This is a genomic window from Streptomyces sp. NPDC001634 (assembly GCF_040298185.1).
In the GTDB taxonomy this organism is placed as follows: Bacteria; Actinomycetota; Actinomycetes; order Streptomycetales; family Streptomycetaceae; genus Streptomyces.
The window spans coordinates 1-16,948 of the sequence record NZ_JBEOZU010000022.1 but is presented as its reverse complement, the minus strand read 5'-3'; the positions used below and the strand labels follow the sequence as shown (position 1 = coordinate 16,948).

General features: G+C 70.5%; 15 protein-coding genes, 1 tRNA gene, 1 pseudogene and 1 riboswitch. Of the genes and pseudogenes, 11 read left to right on the top strand and 6 right to left on the bottom strand.

The genetic code is table 11. The features are described from left to right. Positions 1-480: 480 nt before the first annotated feature. Positions 481-1,107: an HIT family protein gene (locus tag ABT186_RS16710; protein WP_351233717.1), complete on the bottom strand. Its 627-nt coding sequence runs from the start codon at positions 1,105-1,107 to the stop codon at positions 481-483. A 917-nt stretch (positions 1,108-2,024) separates the two neighbouring features. On the opposite strand from ABT186_RS16710, the gene ABT186_RS16705 reads away from it, so the two are divergent. Then, complete coding sequence (locus ABT186_RS16705) at positions 2,025-2,339, top strand: hypothetical protein (protein ID WP_351925567.1); 315 nt, start codon at positions 2,025-2,027, stop codon at positions 2,337-2,339. A gap of 402 nt (positions 2,340-2,741) precedes the next feature. Here ABT186_RS16705 and ABT186_RS16700 read toward each other — a convergent pair whose 3' ends face one another. Beyond that, complete coding sequence (locus ABT186_RS16700; protein ID WP_351233713.1) at positions 2,742-3,044, bottom strand: hypothetical protein; 303 nt, start codon at positions 3,042-3,044, stop codon at positions 2,742-2,744. Between the two features lie 1,030 nt (positions 3,045-4,074). Beyond that, positions 4,075-4,148: transfer RNA gene (locus ABT186_RS16695), tRNA-Pro, on the bottom strand. A gap of 98 nt (positions 4,149-4,246) precedes the next feature. Here ABT186_RS16695 and ABT186_RS16690 point away from each other — a divergent pair. Next, the gene (locus ABT186_RS16690) at positions 4,247-4,771 is read left to right on the top strand and encodes a DUF309 domain-containing protein (RefSeq protein ID WP_351233711.1); all 525 of its coding nucleotides are present in this window, start codon (positions 4,247-4,249) and stop codon (positions 4,769-4,771) included. A 58-nt stretch (positions 4,772-4,829) separates the two neighbouring features. After that, positions 4,830-5,600 carry a precorrin-6A synthase (deacetylating) gene (cobF, locus tag ABT186_RS16685; protein WP_351233709.1) on the top strand — a complete coding sequence of 257 codons (771 nt, stop codon included), beginning with the start codon at positions 4,830-4,832 and terminating at the stop codon, positions 5,598-5,600. A gap of 16 nt (positions 5,601-5,616) precedes the next feature. Here cobF and ABT186_RS16680 read toward each other — a convergent pair whose 3' ends face one another. Beyond that, a complete protein-coding gene (locus tag ABT186_RS16680; RefSeq protein WP_351233707.1) occupies positions 5,617-6,360 on the bottom strand; it encodes a cobalt-precorrin-6A reductase in 744 nt (247 codons plus the stop codon). 148 nt (positions 6,361-6,508) lie between these two features. Between ABT186_RS16680 and ABT186_RS16675 the strand changes: the two genes are divergently transcribed. Then, positions 6,509-7,288, top strand: a complete 780-nt coding sequence (locus ABT186_RS16675; protein WP_351233705.1) for an HAD-IIA family hydrolase — start codon at positions 6,509-6,511, stop codon at positions 7,286-7,288. 14 nt (positions 7,289-7,302) lie between these two features. On the opposite strand, the gene ABT186_RS16670 is transcribed toward ABT186_RS16675, so the two are convergent. After that, positions 7,303-8,076 carry a sulfite exporter TauE/SafE family protein gene (locus ABT186_RS16670; protein ID WP_351233704.1) on the bottom strand — a complete coding sequence of 258 codons (774 nt, stop codon included), beginning with the start codon at positions 8,074-8,076 and terminating at the stop codon, positions 7,303-7,305. Between the two features lie 138 nt (positions 8,077-8,214). Continuing rightward, a complete protein-coding gene (locus ABT186_RS16665; protein WP_351233702.1) occupies positions 8,215-9,402 on the bottom strand; it encodes a thiolase family protein in 1,188 nt (395 codons plus the stop codon). A gap of 161 nt (positions 9,403-9,563) precedes the next feature. On the opposite strand from ABT186_RS16665, the gene ABT186_RS16660 reads away from it, so the two are divergent. The 7 genes and pseudogenes from ABT186_RS16660 (at position 9,564) to gnd (ending at position 16,923) form a co-directional block, all read left to right on the top strand. Then, positions 9,564-9,836, top strand: coding sequence for a WhiB family transcriptional regulator (locus ABT186_RS16660; RefSeq protein WP_351233700.1), 273 nt, complete (start codon positions 9,564-9,566; stop codon positions 9,834-9,836). A gap of 46 nt (positions 9,837-9,882) precedes the next feature. Further along, positions 9,883-10,539, top strand: a complete 657-nt coding sequence (locus ABT186_RS16655) for an endonuclease (RefSeq protein WP_351233699.1) — start codon at positions 9,883-9,885, stop codon at positions 10,537-10,539. 204 nt (positions 10,540-10,743) lie between these two features. Then, positions 10,744-12,075: a jacalin-like lectin gene (locus ABT186_RS16650; protein WP_351233697.1), complete on the top strand. Its 1,332-nt coding sequence runs from the start codon at positions 10,744-10,746 to the stop codon at positions 12,073-12,075. A 91-nt stretch (positions 12,076-12,166) separates the two neighbouring features. Beyond that, a riboswitch (TPP riboswitch) is annotated at positions 12,167-12,261 on the top strand. Next, positions 12,253-13,659, top strand: a complete 1,407-nt coding sequence (locus tag ABT186_RS16645; RefSeq protein WP_351925565.1) for a purine-cytosine permease family protein — start codon at positions 12,253-12,255, stop codon at positions 13,657-13,659. (Overlaps the previous riboswitch by 9 nt.) Then, a complete protein-coding gene (gene thiD, locus ABT186_RS16640; protein ID WP_351925563.1) occupies positions 13,656-14,507 on the top strand; it encodes a bifunctional hydroxymethylpyrimidine kinase/phosphomethylpyrimidine kinase in 852 nt (283 codons plus the stop codon). Before ABT186_RS16645 ends, thiD begins: the two co-directional genes overlap by 4 nt. Positions 14,508-14,554: 47 nt before the next feature. After that, positions 14,555-15,334, top strand: a pseudogene (locus ABT186_RS16635) (ArsB/NhaD family transporter); the annotation flags it as partial. 149 nt (positions 15,335-15,483) lie between these two features. Beyond that, complete coding sequence (gnd, locus tag ABT186_RS16630; protein ID WP_351233691.1) at positions 15,484-16,923, top strand: NADP-dependent phosphogluconate dehydrogenase; 1,440 nt, start codon at positions 15,484-15,486, stop codon at positions 16,921-16,923. Positions 16,924-16,948 lie beyond the last annotated feature (25 nt).

Genomic DNA, 16,948 nt, shown 5'->3' with positions numbered 1-16,948 from the left:
GGCTTCGTGCTCTCCAGGCGGGAGGACGAAAACCGGCGCGCCTGTCGTGCGCTGTGGAGGTGTGCCGGTCGGCATGTCTGGTGGAACTGGGCAGACCAGCCGGACGAGCCCCTGGAGGTATGCCCGGCGCCAGAGCTGTTCCGCTGACATCCAGCACTGACATCAACGACTACGAACAGCCGCAGCTGTCGGCGGTCGCCCACGACCCCAGTGCGCGAAGGAAGGCCCCGCCTTGCCAGGAATGGACCGAACTCCTCATGCTGTGCTCACAGCGGCGTCGGAGGTCGACGACGGCCGCAGCGGTGAGTGAACTGGCGACGGCCCCGCGGCGAAGTCCGGGCCGTGCGAGGTCAACCGGCGCCAACCACCAACGACAGATGCCCACGACATCTGAGCTGGTCAGAGCCGTGGGCTTCGTCAGTCCCGCTGGTCAGCGGAAGGGCCGATCAGTAGACCGGCTCATGAGATCGTGCGGAAGGCTCAGGCGTGCATCTGTTCGTCGGTGGCCGAGCGACGGCCTCCGTACGAGGTGACCAATGCGTCGGCGACGGCCGCCGCGTCTGCGTCGGCTACGTCCGCCGGGTACTCCGGCAGAAGGTCGTCCCAGACGGGCATCCACGACCCATACAGCTGGGCCTGACCCTCGGGCCGAGCGAAGAGCCAGATGTGCAGGTGTGCAGCTCCGTCCCCGATCCGGTAGACGTGGGCTCGGGAGATATGCGGTAGCGCCTGCACATGGCGGACGATGTGAGTGGTGAGCACCCCGAGTTCGGCGGCCATTTCGTCGGGCAGATCCGCCATGTCGTAGTGGTCGCGGGAGTACAGCATCAGCACCAGCGGCACACCGACGCCCGTGACCCGGGCCAGTCGCCAGCGTTCGTTGAACCAGATGCCTTCGTCTCGGGCGCGGCACGGGTCGCAGTTCGCCGGGTCCTCGCCGTGCCGTTCCGGCTCGGGCAGAACGGGCGGGCGCAGCGGCGCGACGCGAAGTCCCTCAGGTTCGAACGGGCTTATCTCCCAGCTGGTCATCCGCGCCAACGGAAGCCGAAGCTCACCATCCGCGGCCGCACGTGCGTGGTCGTAGAACTCATCAGGTCGCAAGGCCATGATCGGAGACTAGCGTAGCCCATAGGCGCCTGACCGTGCCGAACGCGTGCCAGATCGTGCGGGGAGACACGAGGAACAGCGGATACTCAACTCCGCAGATGGTACGCGCCTGCACCGCTGTAGCGCAGGTCAGCTCCACCACTACTGAATAGATCACCTGAGATTCCCAAGCTCAGAGCTTCAGTCACCGGATACGCGGTGGCCACCGAGCACGTCGTTCTGTACCTTGCCCCCATGACCGACAACCGAAGGGGCAATGCCGCGTAGGCGCCCGTCAGCCCTGCGGGGCGACCTTCCTGCCCGCCGGCCGAAGCAGCGACGGTACCCGTCCATTGAACGCCTCTCTGGATCTTGCACTGCTGACCTGCGGCGGCTTGAACGGACCCGTTTCTGGCCCGAAGCCACGGAAGAAGCGTTCTGGCACTGGAAGGCCCTGGCCCACGGCCCTCTCAGACAGCTTGCGGACCCACTCGAAGGTCCTGACTGCGGCATTCTTGAGTGCGGGTGTTACGGCGTCGACTTCCGCGGCCACCTTGAAGCCGTGATTCACGCACTGCCGAGGAGGAGCGCGCGTGAGTTGCGCGCCCTGGTACGGGCCCTGGACAGGAAGATCCTGGCCAGGGCCAAGGTCATCCCGGCTGACAGCCTGGACGCGCCATGGTGGCGAGGTCAGCTCCAGGACCATGGACGGCCGTCTCAGTTTCCTTCTCATTCGGCCCCGTTCACGGCCGTTCAGGAGAGACTCACAGCGCTCCCAACACCGGCTACCAGCCGCTCAAGAGCGCAGGTGAACGCCCCTGCACACAGCCCACCGCCCCACCAATACAGTTGGAAAGCGTGTCGGTCTCGCGCGGCCGAGCGGTGAGGCGTTGCGACCTCCTGTCGATAACGCTCGCCACCCTGACCATGATTGGCCAATGACCGAGTTCAGTTGGCCGGACCGCTCCCTGGTGCCGGCCTCGGATGTCATAGATCAGAGCTTGCCAGCAACAGTCTCCGCACTACCCCTTGGCTCTCACATCAGCGGACGAGTCATCGGCCGACAGCCGTTCGGCGTCTTCCTCCTCCTCGATGGCGTGCCGAATGCAGTCGGCTCTGCCGAGATCACCGCAATGCCTCACCGCATGGAACTGCCTGCCTTGGGCGCCACCGTCGCCGGTGAGGTGATCTGGCACGCGGACCACAACCGTCAGGTGAAGATCCGCCTCGATGAATGGCACGTGCCCGGCTGATCACCCCTGGTCGCCGCAGCTCTGCACCACCACCGCACCAGAACGAGCGGGGGGCGGCGGGGAAGGCAACCCGTGGACGATCATGTCTGGGGCAGCGAATCCTGGGTGAAGCTCGGGGCGTCTCTGGGCCGTCCGAGGCCGCTCGGCAGTGGCCAACGACGACCAATGACGACCACTCGGGCGGACCCGAGCGCGGCCCCGACCAGCGAAAAACCCAGCTCACCAAGATCCCCGACAAGACCCGGGGCAAGAAGAAGTAGGCCCGCACGGTCAAGCCCCTACCTGCGGACTCTCCGCGAGTAGGGGGCTTTTCGCTGTGCTGGGGTCGTCTCCGAGCCGTGAGTTGTGCGATCAGGCCGCCGCGCGTCAGGACCTGGGAAGGCCCGGTTCCGGCTGTGGAGGTCAGGTCAGGGCGGGCACGAAGCCGCCACGGGCGATGCCCGAGCCCAACAGGAAGGACCAATCGAGTGTCTCAGGCAGTTGGTCCATGGACAGGATTACTGCTCCACGGGCCTTCTCGGCATCCGCGCACCAGCCGGCCATGTCGCCCGGTGCGATGTTTCCTTCGGCTCCGTCGAGCACCGGGGCGGCAAGGGCAGGGACGATGAGGCCATGCTCGCCCGGTCCGTCCACGACACACAGGGTGAGTCTGGGGACGATGCTCCACCCCTCGCACAGGGGCACCGCCCCGTCGGCCGCGGTCACGGGTGGAAGGACGTCGTGGACAGGCGCGTCAGCCAACACGAGCACGGGCGTGGCACCACGAACGAACAGAGTTTTCTCAGGCTCCAGAAGCACGGGAACACTCTCGCAGGCCGGGAACCACAGATCGGCAGCGGGCCGACCATGACCGGTAATCCTGAGAGGGGCTTCAGGTGGTCCACTGGATGTCCCGGATACCGTCGTCCAGGTCGATGGTGAACGTCGCGAGCCCGGCCGTTTCACGGGAACGGCCGGGCTGATCAGTTGAACCACTCCGGGTCTGATGGAGGCTCGATTCCCTGAGAGGAACGAGTCTTGGCACGTCCGTCCCCCTACCCTGCTGACCTTCGCGAGCGTGCAGTGCGCATGGTTGCGGAGATCCGTCATAGGGCTCTCTCGGTCGGCTGGCAGCGGGGCTTTGCAGGCGGGGCTTGTTCCTACGCTGGGTCTTTCGTAGCCGCGACTATCGGGGGACAAGTGAGCACACAATCCGCCCCTTCTACCGTCTCTACCGACGATTCGGCCGGCGACTGTCGAGTCACGCCATGGGCCGCACAGCCCATGACAGCCCATGACAGCCCATGACAGCCACGCAGGGTGTGCGCCGACACACACGAGCGACCGGTCGAGCGACGCTCCATACAGCACGCTATCGCCGCATACCGCCACCATCCCGTCCACAAGCGGACACACGCGATGTCAGCACCCCAGCCGCATCCCCTCCAACCTGCACAGATCCCGGCCGTCGCGTTCAAGATCTTGATGCACTGCCCATCCAGACATGGAGCCCTCGCAGCCAAGGGGACACCAAAGCCGCGCAGGCGGTCGCCGGGAGCAGCAGGCCCCCGCTGTGGGAGCACGGTCATCTCGACCTGATCGGGCGATAGGCGGTCAACGTCGTTTGACACCGACGACGGCAACTGGGAGCGATGCGAGCATGGGGAGCGGCAGAGGGCTCCCGGACTGCTCCCACTCACACGTCAGGGGCCCTCCGAAGAGAGCCCCTGACCTGCGGAAACATCCGACATCGCTGTCGGGACGACAGGATTTGAACCTGCGACCCCTTGACCCCCAGTCAAGTGCGCTACCAAGCTGCGCCACGTCCCGGTGCGCCCCCGCGGTGTTCCGCGTGATCGCGCGAACAGAACTTTACCTCACAGCAGGCACTGCACCGACGGGGGCGAGGGGCGCGCGACAATCGGGGTATGAGCGACTCATCGGAGACCGGGGCCGGCCTGGAGCGCGACCGGGACCCGGAGGGACGGGCCCGGAGCGCGCGGCCACGGGACGGGCTGGGGCGGCCCTTGCCGTACGGATCGGAGGGCGTGGCGCGCCAGCCCGAGGGTGTCCTGCGCAGCCCGGAGGACACCGTCGCCGAGGCTCAGGCCCTGCTGGACGCCGGGAAGCCGTTCCACGCGCACGAGGTCTTCGAGGACGCCTGGAAGTCCGGGCCCGACGAGGAGCGCGCCCTGTGGCGCGGGCTGGCCCAGCTCGCGGTCGGCCTCACGCACGCGGCCCGCGGCAACGCGACGGGCGGCGCCCGGCTGTTGCGGCGCGGCGCCGGGGCCGTCGAGGAGTGGATGGCCGCGGCCGGGCAGGACCGGCCCTACGGCATGGAGGTGGCGGAAGTGGTCGTCTGGGCAAGGGAGTTGGCCTCGGTCGTGGAGCGGAACGCGAACATCGTCGACGCGCGGGCCTGGGCGCCCCGGCTGTGTGGGAAGCAGCCCTAGGGCAGCCCGCATTGGGGGCGTGCGTGGACCGTCGGTGCCGTACGGCAGACTCGGGGGCGTGCGAAAGATTCATGTCATCGGCATCGGGGCGGGCGACCCCGACCAGCTGACCCTGCAGGCGGTCAAGGCGCTGAAGAGCACGGACGTGTTCTTCATCCTCGACAAGGGCGAGGAGAAGTCGGACCTGGTGCAGTTGCGCCGTGACATTCTGGACGCGCACCTGCCGGAGGGGACGTATCGCCTGGTGGAGGCGCGCGACCCCGAGCGCGACCGGGCCGCGGGCGGCGCCGCGTACTCCCCCGCTGTCGGCGACTGGCGCTCGGCACGTTCCGCGATCTACGAGCGGCTCATCGTGGAGGAGCTGGGCGAGGACGAGAGCGGTGCGTTCCTGGTGTGGGGCGACCCGGCGTTGTACGACAGCACGCTGGGCATCCTGGAGGAGGTCCTGGAGCGGGGCGCGGTGACGTTCTCGTACGACGTCGTGCCGGGCATCAGCAGCGTCTCGGCGCTGGTGGCGAAGCATCGCACGGGGCTCAACCGGGTGGCCCGGCCCGTCCAGATCACCACGGGTCGACGCCTTGCGGAGGGCTTCCCGGAGGGAGTCGACGACGTGGTCGTGATGCTCGACGCCCACCGGACCTTCCGGCAGTACGCGGACCAGGACATCGACATCTACTGGGGCGCGTACATCGGCACGCCGGACGAGATACTCGTCTCCGGCCCCCTCGCCGAGACGGCCGAGCGCATCGAACGGCTGCGTTCGGAGGCCCGGGAGCGCAAGGGCTGGATCATGGACACGTATCTGCTGCGCAGGCATCCCCGGAGCTAGGGCCGGTCGTCGCTCCTCAAGAGCCGAGGCCCAGCCCGGACAGCGCTGCGGCCACGTCGGTCACCGCGGTCACGCCCTCGGGCAGGGGCGGACGACGTACGACGACCACCGGAAGTCCACGATCCCGTGCCGCCGTGAGTTTGGCCGCCGTCGCCGCTCCCCCGCTGTCCTTCGTCACCAGCACATCGATCCGGTGCTCACGCAACAGCGCGGTCTCACCCTCGACCGTGAACGGACCCCGGGCCAACAGCACCTCCACGTCCGGGGGCATGGGCGGCTCGGGCGGTTCCACCGACCGTACGACGAAGTGGAGATCCGCCAGGTGCGCGAAGGCCGCGAGGCCCAGTCGGCCGGTGGTGAGGAAGACGCGTCGGCCGAGCTGTGGGAGCAGGGCCGCTGCGTCGGTGAGCGAGGCCGCCTCGTGCCAGCGGTCGCCGGGGCCCGCGCTCCAGCCGGGCCTGTGCAGCACCACGGCGGGGACACCGGTGGCCGCCGCGGCCTGGGCCGCGTTCGCCGTGATGCGGGCGGCGAAGGGGTGGGTGGCGTCGACCACCGCGTCCACCCGGTGCTCGCGCAGCCAGGCGGTCAGCCCCTCCGCGCCGCCGAAACCCCCGATGCGGACATCCCCGTCGAGCGTCCCCGGCAGGGACACCCGTCCGGCCAGGGACGTGGTCACCCGCACACCGGGACGCGCCGCGAGCGACGCGGCCAGTTCACGCGCCTCGGTGGTGCCGCCGAGGACCAGGATGTGCGGGGGCATGGATTCGAGGGTACGGGCGACCACCAGCGCCCGTAATGTGGGGCCGCCGTCGTCTGTTCGTAGCGGCGGGGTTGCGTCAAAAGTCCGGTCACACCTTTGCCGCACGCCTTGCCGCGCTCGGGGAGCCACCCCTCGCTATCGTCCTGACATGGATTCGGTGCGTGCCGTCCTCATCGACATCGACGGAGTCCTCACCGTCTCGTGGCAACCGCTGCCGGGGGCGGTCGAGGCGCTGCGGGAGATCCGTGACTGCGGCCTGGCCGTCGCGCTGCTCACCAACACGACGTCCCGCACCCGCACGTCGATCGCCCAGACCCTCTCCTCGGCCGGTTTCCCCGTGGCCGCCGGGGACATCCTCACCGCACCCGCCGTCACCGCCGCGTACCTCGCGGAGCACTTCCCCGGCGCCCGGTGCTCCCTGCTCAACAGTGGTGACATCCGGGAGGACCTGGCAGGTGTCCGTCTCGTGGACGACGAGGACACCGTCCCGGACGTCGTGATCCTCGGCGGCGCCGGGCCCGAGTTCGACTACACGGCACTCAACCGCGCCTTCGGCCATCTCCAGCAGGGCGCGCGGCTGGTCGCCGTGCACCGCAACCTGTACTGGCGCACCGACCGCGGGCTGCAGCTGGACTCCGGGGCGTTCCTGCTCGGGCTGGAGAAGGCCGCGCGGACGGAGGCCGAGGTCACGGGCAAACCGTCGCCCGCGTTCTTCGAGTCGGCGCTCGCCCATGTCGGGGTCCGTGCCGGCCAGGCGCTGATGGTCGGCGACGACATCGAGTCCGACGTGCTCGCGGCCCAGCGCGCCGGGATCACCGGGGTCCTCGTCAGGACCGGCAAGTACCTGCCGGAGACGCACCGGGCCGCGAGCGGCGAGCCCGACCACGTCCTCGACTCCTTCGCGGACCTCCCGGCGTTGCTCCGGTAGTCCGGCGGCCGGGCTCAGCGCAGCAGCAGCTGCACGGCGCCCACCACCGTCGCCGCGATCACCAGTTGCTCGAACAGGCGCTGGTTGATCCGGTTCACCGCCCACTTGCCGATGTACGCGCCCGGTACCACGAACACCGCGAGCGCCGCGTCCAGCAGCAGGGAGCGGCCGTCGATGAGGCCGAGGCCCGCGCTGAAGGGCACCTTGGAGACGTTGACGATCAGGAAGAAGAAGGCCGAGGTGCCGAGGAAGCCGAGTTTGCGGAAGCCGGCGGAGAGCAGGTACATGGACATCACCGGGCCGCCCGCGTTGGCCACCATCGTGGTGAAGCCGCCGAGGACGCCGTAGGAACGGGCCTTGATCCGGCCGGAGCGTGTGGTCACCGAGTCGGGTACCTCCTCCCGGCCGGCGGTCCGGCGGCGCCACACCGTCACCGCCGCCATCAGGAGCAGGATCGCGCCGATCGACGTCCGTACGACCCCGTCGTCGGCCCACACCAGGAACAGTGTGCCGAGGACGACGCCCGCGGCGACCGCCGGGAACAGGCGCCACAGGGTGGGCCAGTGGGCGTGCCGCCGGTAGGTGAGGACGGCGAGTACGTCGCCGACGATGAGGAGGGGCAGCAGGACGCCGGTCGAGGCGCGGGCGGGCAGGACGGCGGCGAAGATGGCGAGGCTGACCGTGTTGGCGCCGCTCACGGCGGTCTTGGAGAAGCCGACGAGCAACGCCGCGGCGGCCAGCGCGGCGAACCCCCACAGGGATATGTCCCAGAGCGTCATCGTGTTCATGCGGGGACCGATGCTATGTCCTTACATCTGCTCGTGTAAGGACCGTCTCGCCAGATGGCCACCGCGCGGCCTCGCGCCACGGACGCTGGAGCCGCCGGTTCCCGAACGCCCCTGACCTGTGCGCCCCTCGACGTACGTCTAGTGCCGCTCCACGAGCACCGTGCTGCCCTGTCCGACGCCCACACACATGGTCGCGAGACCGCGGGCCGCGCCGGTGCGGCGCATGCGGTGAAGGAGGGTGGTCAGGATGCGCGCGCCCGAGCAGCCGAGCGGATGGCCGAGTGCGATGGCGCCGCCGGTCGGGTTGACCAGATCGGGGTCGATGCCGAGGTGGTCGACGCAGGCGAGAGCCTGGGCGGCGAACGCCTCGTTGAACTCGGCCTCCTCGATGTCGCCGATCGTCCAGCCGACGCGCGCGAGGGCCTTCTCGGTGGCGGGGACGGGGCCGATGCCCATGACGTCCGGGTGGACGCCGGCCGAGGCACCGGCGACGTACCGGCCGAGGGATTCGAGGCCCAGTTCGTTCAGTACTTCCTCGCTGACCAGGAGGAGTCCGGCCGCGCCGTCGTTCATGGGCGAGGCGTTGCCCGCGGTGACGGTGCCGCCCTCGCGGAACACCGGCTTGAGGCGCGCGAGTTTCTCGTACGACGTGTCCTCGCGCACGCCTTCGTCGGCGGTGACCACGACCCCGTCCGGGCAGGTCACAGGAAGGAGTTCATCGTCGAAGAATCCGTTCTTGCGGGCCTCGGCGGCCCGTCGGTGGCTGCGCAGCGCGAAGTCGTCCTGGCGTTCGCGCGGGATGCCGTACCGCTCGGCGACCCCCTCCGCGGTCTCTCCCATGGACAGCAGACCGTGGAGCTCCTTCATCGCCGGGTTGACCAGGCGCCAGCCGAGGCGGGTGTCGGCGGTCTCCATGCGGTGCGGCAGGGCCTCGTCGGGGCGGGGCAGCACGAAGGGGGCGCGGCTCATGGACTCCGAGCCGCCCGCGAGCACGATGTCGGCCTCACCCGCAGCGATGGTGCGGGCGGCCGTCGTCACCGCCTCCAGGCCGGAGGCGCACAGCCGGTTGACCGTGGCGCCCGGCACGGACGCGGGCAGTCCGGCCAGCAGGGCGGCCATGCGGGCGACGTTGCGGTTGTCCTCGCCGGCCTGGTTGGCGGCGCCCCAGTAGACGTCGTCGATACGGGCCGGGTCGAGGGCGGGGATGTCGGCGACCACTCCGCGGATCACCGTCGCGGCGAGATCGTCGGGTCGTACGGAGGACAGGGCGCCGCGCAGCTTGCCGATGGGGGTGCGGCGGGCTGCCGCGAAGTGGACGGTACGCACGACGGAACTCCTGACCGGCGCCAAATTAATTAGCACTGCTAGTTTCGACTTACGGGTTGGACTATAGACCCGGGTCGGCCCTCTGGGAAGATCCGCGGCTCCCGTGCACAGGGCTGCCGTTGCCGGGTTTCACCCCATCCGTCCTGGGGACCCGGGCGCGCATGGAGTGGTTGCGGTACGCGGCATGCGTGGGTGAGGACCCGGAGCTGTTCTTTCCGGTCGGGACGACGGGGCCGGCCATCGAGGAGACCGCCGCCGCCAAGCGCGTCTGCCGCCGCTGTCCCGTCACGGCCGAGTGCCTGGACTGGGCATTGAACAGCGGACAGACGGCGGGCGTGTGGGGCGGCACCGGCGAGCAGGAACGTGCCGAGTTGCTCCGGGCCGCCAGAGAGCGACCGTCTCATCCACCGAGGGCGGAGCGGAGTACGCCATGACCGACGCCCTGGAGCCGGAGGCTCGAACGACCCTTGCGAGCCCGTCATGACCCGCCAGGAGAACGCGGCCCGCGTCATCGGGGAACTCGTCGCCGAGCACGGACGCACCTACGCCGAGGAGGCGGGCATCCGGCTCACGGACAACCCGCAGCCGCTCTACCGGCTGCTGCTCATGGCCCTGCTGCTCAGCGCCCGCATCCGCACGTCCATCGCGCTCGCCACGGTGCGGGAGCTGTACGAGGCGGGCCTGAGGGATGCCCGCCGCATGGCCGAGGCCGGCTGGCAGGAACGCGTCGACGCGCTGGGCCGGGGCGGCTACCGGCGCTACGACGAGCGCACGGCGACCCAGCTCGGCAACGGCGCGGAGCTGCTGACGGAGCGTTGGGGAGGAGACCTGCGGCGGATGCGGAAGGAGGCCGACGGGGACGTCCAGGCGCTGCGCCGGCTGCTGCAGGAGATACCGGGGATGGGCCCGGCCGGTGCGGACATCTTCCTGCGTGAGGTGCAGCGGGTCTGGCCGGAGGTGGCGCCCCGCCTGGACGCAAAGGCCCTGTCCGGGGCGGAGCGGCTCGGGCTGCCGAAGGACCCCGCACAACTGGTGGAACTCGCCGGGGGCACCGAACCGGCGGTGCTGGCCTCCGCGCTGGTGCGCGCGGCCCTGGACACCAAGGTGGCGGAGAGCGTTCTGGAACACGCGGCGTGAAACCCCCTCCGCGCACCGCTGCCGCACGGCCGCCGCACGGCAGCGGTCGCCACTGATCGCCGACGTCGCGGCGACCAGTGGATGAAGTTTTCGCCGGAACGGCAGAAAGCGCATTCATCCACAGACTTTGTCGCTACGTTTTGACATGCGCGTAACACCCTGCTCCCCCTCGCCCCCCTCCACACCCCCCAGGAGCCGTCTTTCATGCGCAGACTCTTCGCCACTCTCGCGGCGGCGGCCGCCGCGTTCGGCGGACTCACGGCCATCGCCCCCACGGCGGCGGCGGCCGACTCGGGCACCTTCAACGTGCTCAGCTACAACGTCGCAGGCCTCCCCGAGGGCCTCTCCAGCGCCCCGACGCCCCGGCAGTCGAGCACGACGGCGATCGGCGAGCGGCTCGGTCCGTACGACATCGTCCATGTCCAGGAGGACTTCAACTACCACGCCTACCTGTACGCCGCGGACTCCCACCCCTACCGCACGCCCACCAGCGGCGGCGCCGGCATCGGCAGCGGCCTGAACACGCTGTCCGACACCCCTTACGACACCGACGACTTCGAGCGCGTGCACTGGAACTCGTGCCAGGTCGACTCCGGCGACTGCCTCACGCCCAAGGGCTTCACGTTCATGCGGGAGCGGCTCGCCGAGGGCGTCTACGTCGACTTCTACAACCTGCACACCAACGCCGGCACGAACGACGGCGACCTGGCCTCGCGCGCCGACAACCTCAGCCAGCTCACGGCCTACATCAAGACCCACTCGGCGGGCAACGCCGTCGTCGTCATGGGCGACACCAACACCCGCTACACACGCTCCGGCGACACGATCGCCGAGTTCGCCGCCGCCAACGGTCTCACCGACACCTGGGTCCAGCTCATCCGCGGCGGAACCCCACCGGCCAAGGGCAGTGACGCGCTGGTCTGCGACGAGAACGCGATCACCAACTCCTGTGAGGTCGTCGACAAGATCCTCTACCGGGGCAGCAAGCTCGTCTCGCTGGGCGCCACCTCGTACAACAACGAGCACGCCAAGTTCCTGACGAGCGACGGCAAGATGCTCTCCGACCACGACCCGATCACCGCGTCGTTCAACTGGTCGCGCAACTCCGCCTTCCAGCTCAGCGACCAGTTCGGCGGGCCGCACGGCGACTACTACAACGACATCGACAGCGTCCCGGCAGGCGCCCGCGCCACCGGCATCTCGCTGCGCAGCGGCTCCCGCGTCGACCAGATCGGCGTGACGCTGAGCGACGGCACCACGCTCGCCCACGGAGGCACCGGCGGCACCGCGTCGTCGCTGACGCTGGGCAGCGGCGAGTACGTGACGAGCGCGCAGCTGTGCGAAGGTCAGTACAGCGGGCATACGCGGATCTTCTACGCGAAGTTCACCACCAATCTCGGCAACAGCCTGGCGGGCGGCACCACGACGTCCGACTGTGTGACCCGCACGGCGCCCTCCGGCTGGCAGATCGCCGGATTCCACGGGCGCTCCGGTGACGAGGTGGACAAGATCGGCTTCATCTACACCAAGCGCTGACGCACCACGGCGACAGAGGAAGGGCCGCTGCCGGATCCGATGGCGGCCCTTCCGTATGGGTGCCGCCGGGGCTCGGGTTAGTCTTTCCGCCGTACCGGACACGGGGTGCCCCACCCGAGGGCTGAGATCACACCCGTTGAACCTGAACCAGTTCGTACTGGCGGAGGGATGTCTTCCATGCCATTGGCGCATGTGCCCGGCGGGCTGCCCGCCGACGGCCGGCGAACCGTCTTCGACGGACGGATGCCCACCGCTCCCGGGGACCTCCGGGTCGAGGGACACGGCATAGAACCGGTCCCCGAGAGCAATCGCTACGGTGGCGCGGGCCGGCTGTTCACAGTGTGGTTCGCCCCCAATCTGACCATGACCGGTGTGTTCACGGGGACCATCGGCATCGCGCTCGGCCTCGACTTCACCACCGCGCTCGCCGCCGTCGTCCTGGGCACGGTGCTCGGCGCGCTGCCCACCGCCTGTCTGAGCACCTGGGGAAGCCGCACCGGAGCCGGTCAACTCCCGCTCGCCCGGCTCGCGTTCGGGCCGGGAGTGGTGCTGCCCGGAGTGCTGCAGTGGCTGTCGTCGGTCGCCTGGGACGCGCTGATCGGACTGTTCGGCGGGGACGCGCTGGCACGGCTCGCCGGCTGGCCGTTCTGGCTGGGCGTCCTGGCCGTGATGCTGGCACAGGGAGCGCTCGGGGTCCTCGGGTACGAGGCGATCCACCGGCTCCAGATCGTCATGACCTTTGTGCTCGCGGCGGCGTTCGCGCTGATCGCGCTGCGGATGGCCGACGGCGTCCACCCCGCCGCGACGGGCAGCGCGCACGGCGCCGACCGGGCGGGTGCGTTCGTGCTCACCAGCACCATCGCGCTCAGCCTGGCCCTGTCCTGGGCCCCGTACGCCAGCGACTTCAGCCGCTATCTGCCGCGCACCACCTCCCGGTCCCGGATGTTCTGGTGCACGCTGCTGGGTCTCGTGGTGTCGTTCGTGGCCGTCCAGACCCTCGGGCTGTGGGGCGCGTCCGTGCTCACCGACCAGACCGCCGCGGGAGTGGACAGGCTGCTGGGCGGGGGCACGGCGAGCGCCTTCGGACTGCTGGCCGTGGCGCTCGCGGCGCTGTGCAGCAACGCGATGAACGACTACAGCGGCTCCCTGGCGCTGCAGACCGTCGGCGTGCGCGTGCCGCGCCCCGCGGCCGCCGCCCTCGCCGCCGTGCTCGGCTTCCCCCTGGTGCTGTGGATGCACGCGGCCGACACGACCGCCCGCTTCCAGAACGTGCTGCTGTTCGTGGGGTACTGGATCCCGGGGTTCGTGGCGATCGTGGTCGTCGACTGGCTCGTACGGGCCCGTGCGCGCGGCGGCACGGCGATCGACCTCGCCGCGGAAACCGCCCGGCCGCGGTCCATGTGGCCCCCGCTGCTGGCGTTCACCGGCGCCTTCGCCGCGGCGGTGCCCTTCATGGACACCGGCCTGTACGTCGGCCCCGTCGCCCGCGCGCTGCACGGCGCCGACATCTCGTACTACGTGGCGTTCCTGGTGGCGCTCGCGCTGTACGCCCCGCTGCGCACCCGAGAGGAGGCCCGCGCATGACCGCGCCGCCGCGTGTCCTGACGATCGCCGGCTCCGACTCCGGCGGAGGCGCCGGAATCCAGGCCGACCTGAAGACCATGCTGGCACTCGGCGCCCATGGGATGAGCGTGGTCACCGCGGTCACGGCGCAGAACTCCCTCGGTGTGCAGGGTGCCTGGGAGCTGCCCGTGGAGGCGGTACGCGCCCAGTACCGCAGCGTCGTCGACGACATCGGCGTCCAGGCGGTCAAGACGGGGATGCTCGCCTCGCCCGCGCTGGTCACCGCGGTGGCCGAGCTGCTCGCCGACGGGGCGGCCCCGGTCGTGGTGGACCCGGTGAGCGTCTCCAAACACGGGGACCAGCTGCTCGCCGACGACGCGCTGGACGCCGTACGGACCCGGCTGCTGCCGCTGGCGACGGTCGCCACGCCCAACCTGGACGAGGTCGCGGAGCTGACCAGCATCGCGGTGACCGACGAGCCGGGCCTGCGCCATGCGGCGACGAAGCTGCTGTCGTACGGGCCCCGATGGGTGCTCGTGAAGGGCGGACATCTGCCCGGCGAAGCAGTGGATCTGCTGACCGACGGCCGAGAGGAGCACTGGCTGCGCGCTCCGCGTCACGACAACCGGCACACCCACGGCACGGGCTGCACCCTCGCCTCGGCCATCGCGGTGGGGCTCGCCCGGGGCCTCGCGGTGCCGGAGGCCGTGCGGCAGGCGAAGGAGTACGTCACGGCGGCGATCGCGGCCGGGTTCGCGCTGGGCGCCGGGATCGGGCCGGTGGACCACGGGTGGGCGTCGCGTACGGGCCTGACCGCTTCAGTGCGTCTTCCGGGTGCACCCGGGGGCGAGGGGAGCAGAACGACCTGACGTGATGGGAGCGTACCGCCGATCGCGCTCCGGAAGGACCGAGCCGCCTGATGGCACTGCCGTGGCTGGTGGCCGTTGCCGCCGAGTACGTCGTCCTCCGGCGCTTCTTCCGCCGCGACCCGGCTGCCGCAGCCACGGCACGCGACCCCGGCGAGCCGCCGCGGCTCCCACTGTTCGCGGTGGTGACGGTCGCCTGTCCCACTGTTCGCGGTGGTGACGGTCGCCTGCTCGCTCGCCGGCTTCGCGCTCGCCTCGGCGCTCGGCAGCCGGGCCTGGCGGCGAAGTCGGCTGCCTCTGCCCGCCTCGATCCGGCGTGGTCGGCGCCGGCCGGAGCGCTGGTCCTGGCCGACCGCGGGCTCGTCCCGCGCCGGGCCACGCCGCTCAGGGTGGTGCGCGCGGCGCCGTCCTTCCTGGTCTTCGTCCTGGCGCTGGGCGTCGTGGTGCGCGCGGTCGTCGACAACGGGCTCGCGAACGCCCTCGGCCATGTGATCCCGGACGGGACCTCGCTGCCCACCCCGCTGGGGTTGGCGGCCCTGACGGCCGCGCCGGCCAACCTGATCAACAACCTGGCGGCGGCCCTGGTCCTGCTACCACTGGCCCTCCCGTCCGGGCCCGGCGGTGCTCGCCGTCCTGCTCGGCGTGAACATCGGCCCCATCCTCACCTACGCCGGCTCCCTGGCCACGCTGCTGTGGCGCCGTATCGTGCACCAGCACGACCACGGCGTCGCCCTCGGGGAGTTCACCCGGCTCGGAGTGATCGCAGTGCCGGCGCGCGGACGGGAGCGGTGCCGGCGCTGTGGGCCTCTCTCCAGGTCATCGCGGCGTGAGACACCGGGGCCCGCGCGTCGTCGGGGCGTGAGACACCGAGGCCCGCCGTCCGTACTTGACCGGTACAGCGGCACGAGCCGTGCCGAGCGACATCCGCCGCACCCGCCGGACACGCGGGCCCGGTGGATCCGGATCCAAGGAGCACAGCATGCAGGCGACCGCGCAGATCGGTGTCACGGGGCTCGCGGTGATGGGCCGCAACCTGGCCCGGAACTTCGCGCGGCACGGGTACACCGTCGCCGTGCACAACCGCACCCCGGCCAGAACCAAGGCGCTGGTCGCGGAGTTCGGGCACGAGGGCGCCTTCGTGGCCGCCGAGACAGCCGAGGAGTTCGTGGCGGCGCTGGAGCGCCCCCGCCGTCTCATGATCATGGTGCAGGCAGGCGCGGCGACCGACGCCGTGATCGAGGAGTTCGCGCCGCTCCTGGAGCCCGGGGACATGATCATCGACGGGGGCAACGCCCATTTCGCCGACACCCGCCGCCGTGAGCGGTCGCTGCGTGAACAAGGCATCCACTTCGTGGGCGTGGGCGTCTCGGGCGGCGAGGAGGGCGCGCTGCACGGGCCGAGCATCATGCCCGGCGGCTCACCGGAGTCGTACGCCTCGCTCGGTCCGATGTTTGAGAAGATCAGCGCGAAGGTCGAGGGCGAGCCGTGCACGACGCACGTCGGCACGGACGGCGCCGGGCACTTCGTGAAGATGGTGCACAACGGCATCGAGTACGCCGACATGCAGCTCATCGGCGAGGCCTACGACCTGCTGCGCCAGGTGGCCGGGTTCTCCCCTGCCGCGATCGCCGAGATCTTCCGCCGGTGGAACAAGGGGCGCCTGGACTCGTATCTGATCGAGATCACGGCCGAGGTGCTGGCGCACACCGACGCGGCGACCGGCAGGCCCTTCGTGGACGTGGTCGAGGACGCCGCCGGGCAGAAGGGCACCGGGCGCTGGACCGTGCAGACCGCGCTGGAGCTGGGCTCGCCGGTGACCGCCATCGCCCAGGCCACCTTCGCCCGCGCTGCTTCCGGCCAGTCCGCGCTGCGCGGCGCCTACCGAGGTCTGCCCGGCGGCACCAGCTGGGACCTGACCCCGTACGAGGCCGAGCGGTTCACCGCGCAGGTGGAGCAGGCCCTGTACGCGTCGAAGGTGATCGCCTACGACCAGGGCTGGAAGATGATCCTCGACGCCGCCGAGGAGTTCGGCTGGGACATCGACCTCGGCGCGGTCGCGAAGATCTGGCGCGGCGGGTGCATCATCCGCGCGGCCTTCCTCGACCGTATCCGCGCCGCGTACGCCGCCGATCCGGGCCTGGTCAGCCTGCTGTCCGACGCGGGCTTCGCGGCCGAGATCGCGGACGCGCAGGTGCCGTGGCGCGAGGTGATCGCCACGGCGGCGCGCCGGGGCGTACCGGTGCCCGCCTTCTCCGCGGCGCTGTCGTACTACGACTCGCTGCGCGCCGACCGTCTGCCGGCCGCGCTCACCCAGGGCCAGCGCGACTACTTCGGCGCCCACACCTACCGGCGCGTGGACCGCGAGGGCAGCTTCCACACGCTGTGGGGCACGCCGGACCGCGCCGAGACGGAGGGCTGAGACCCGCGGCCGGGCTCCCGGCGAC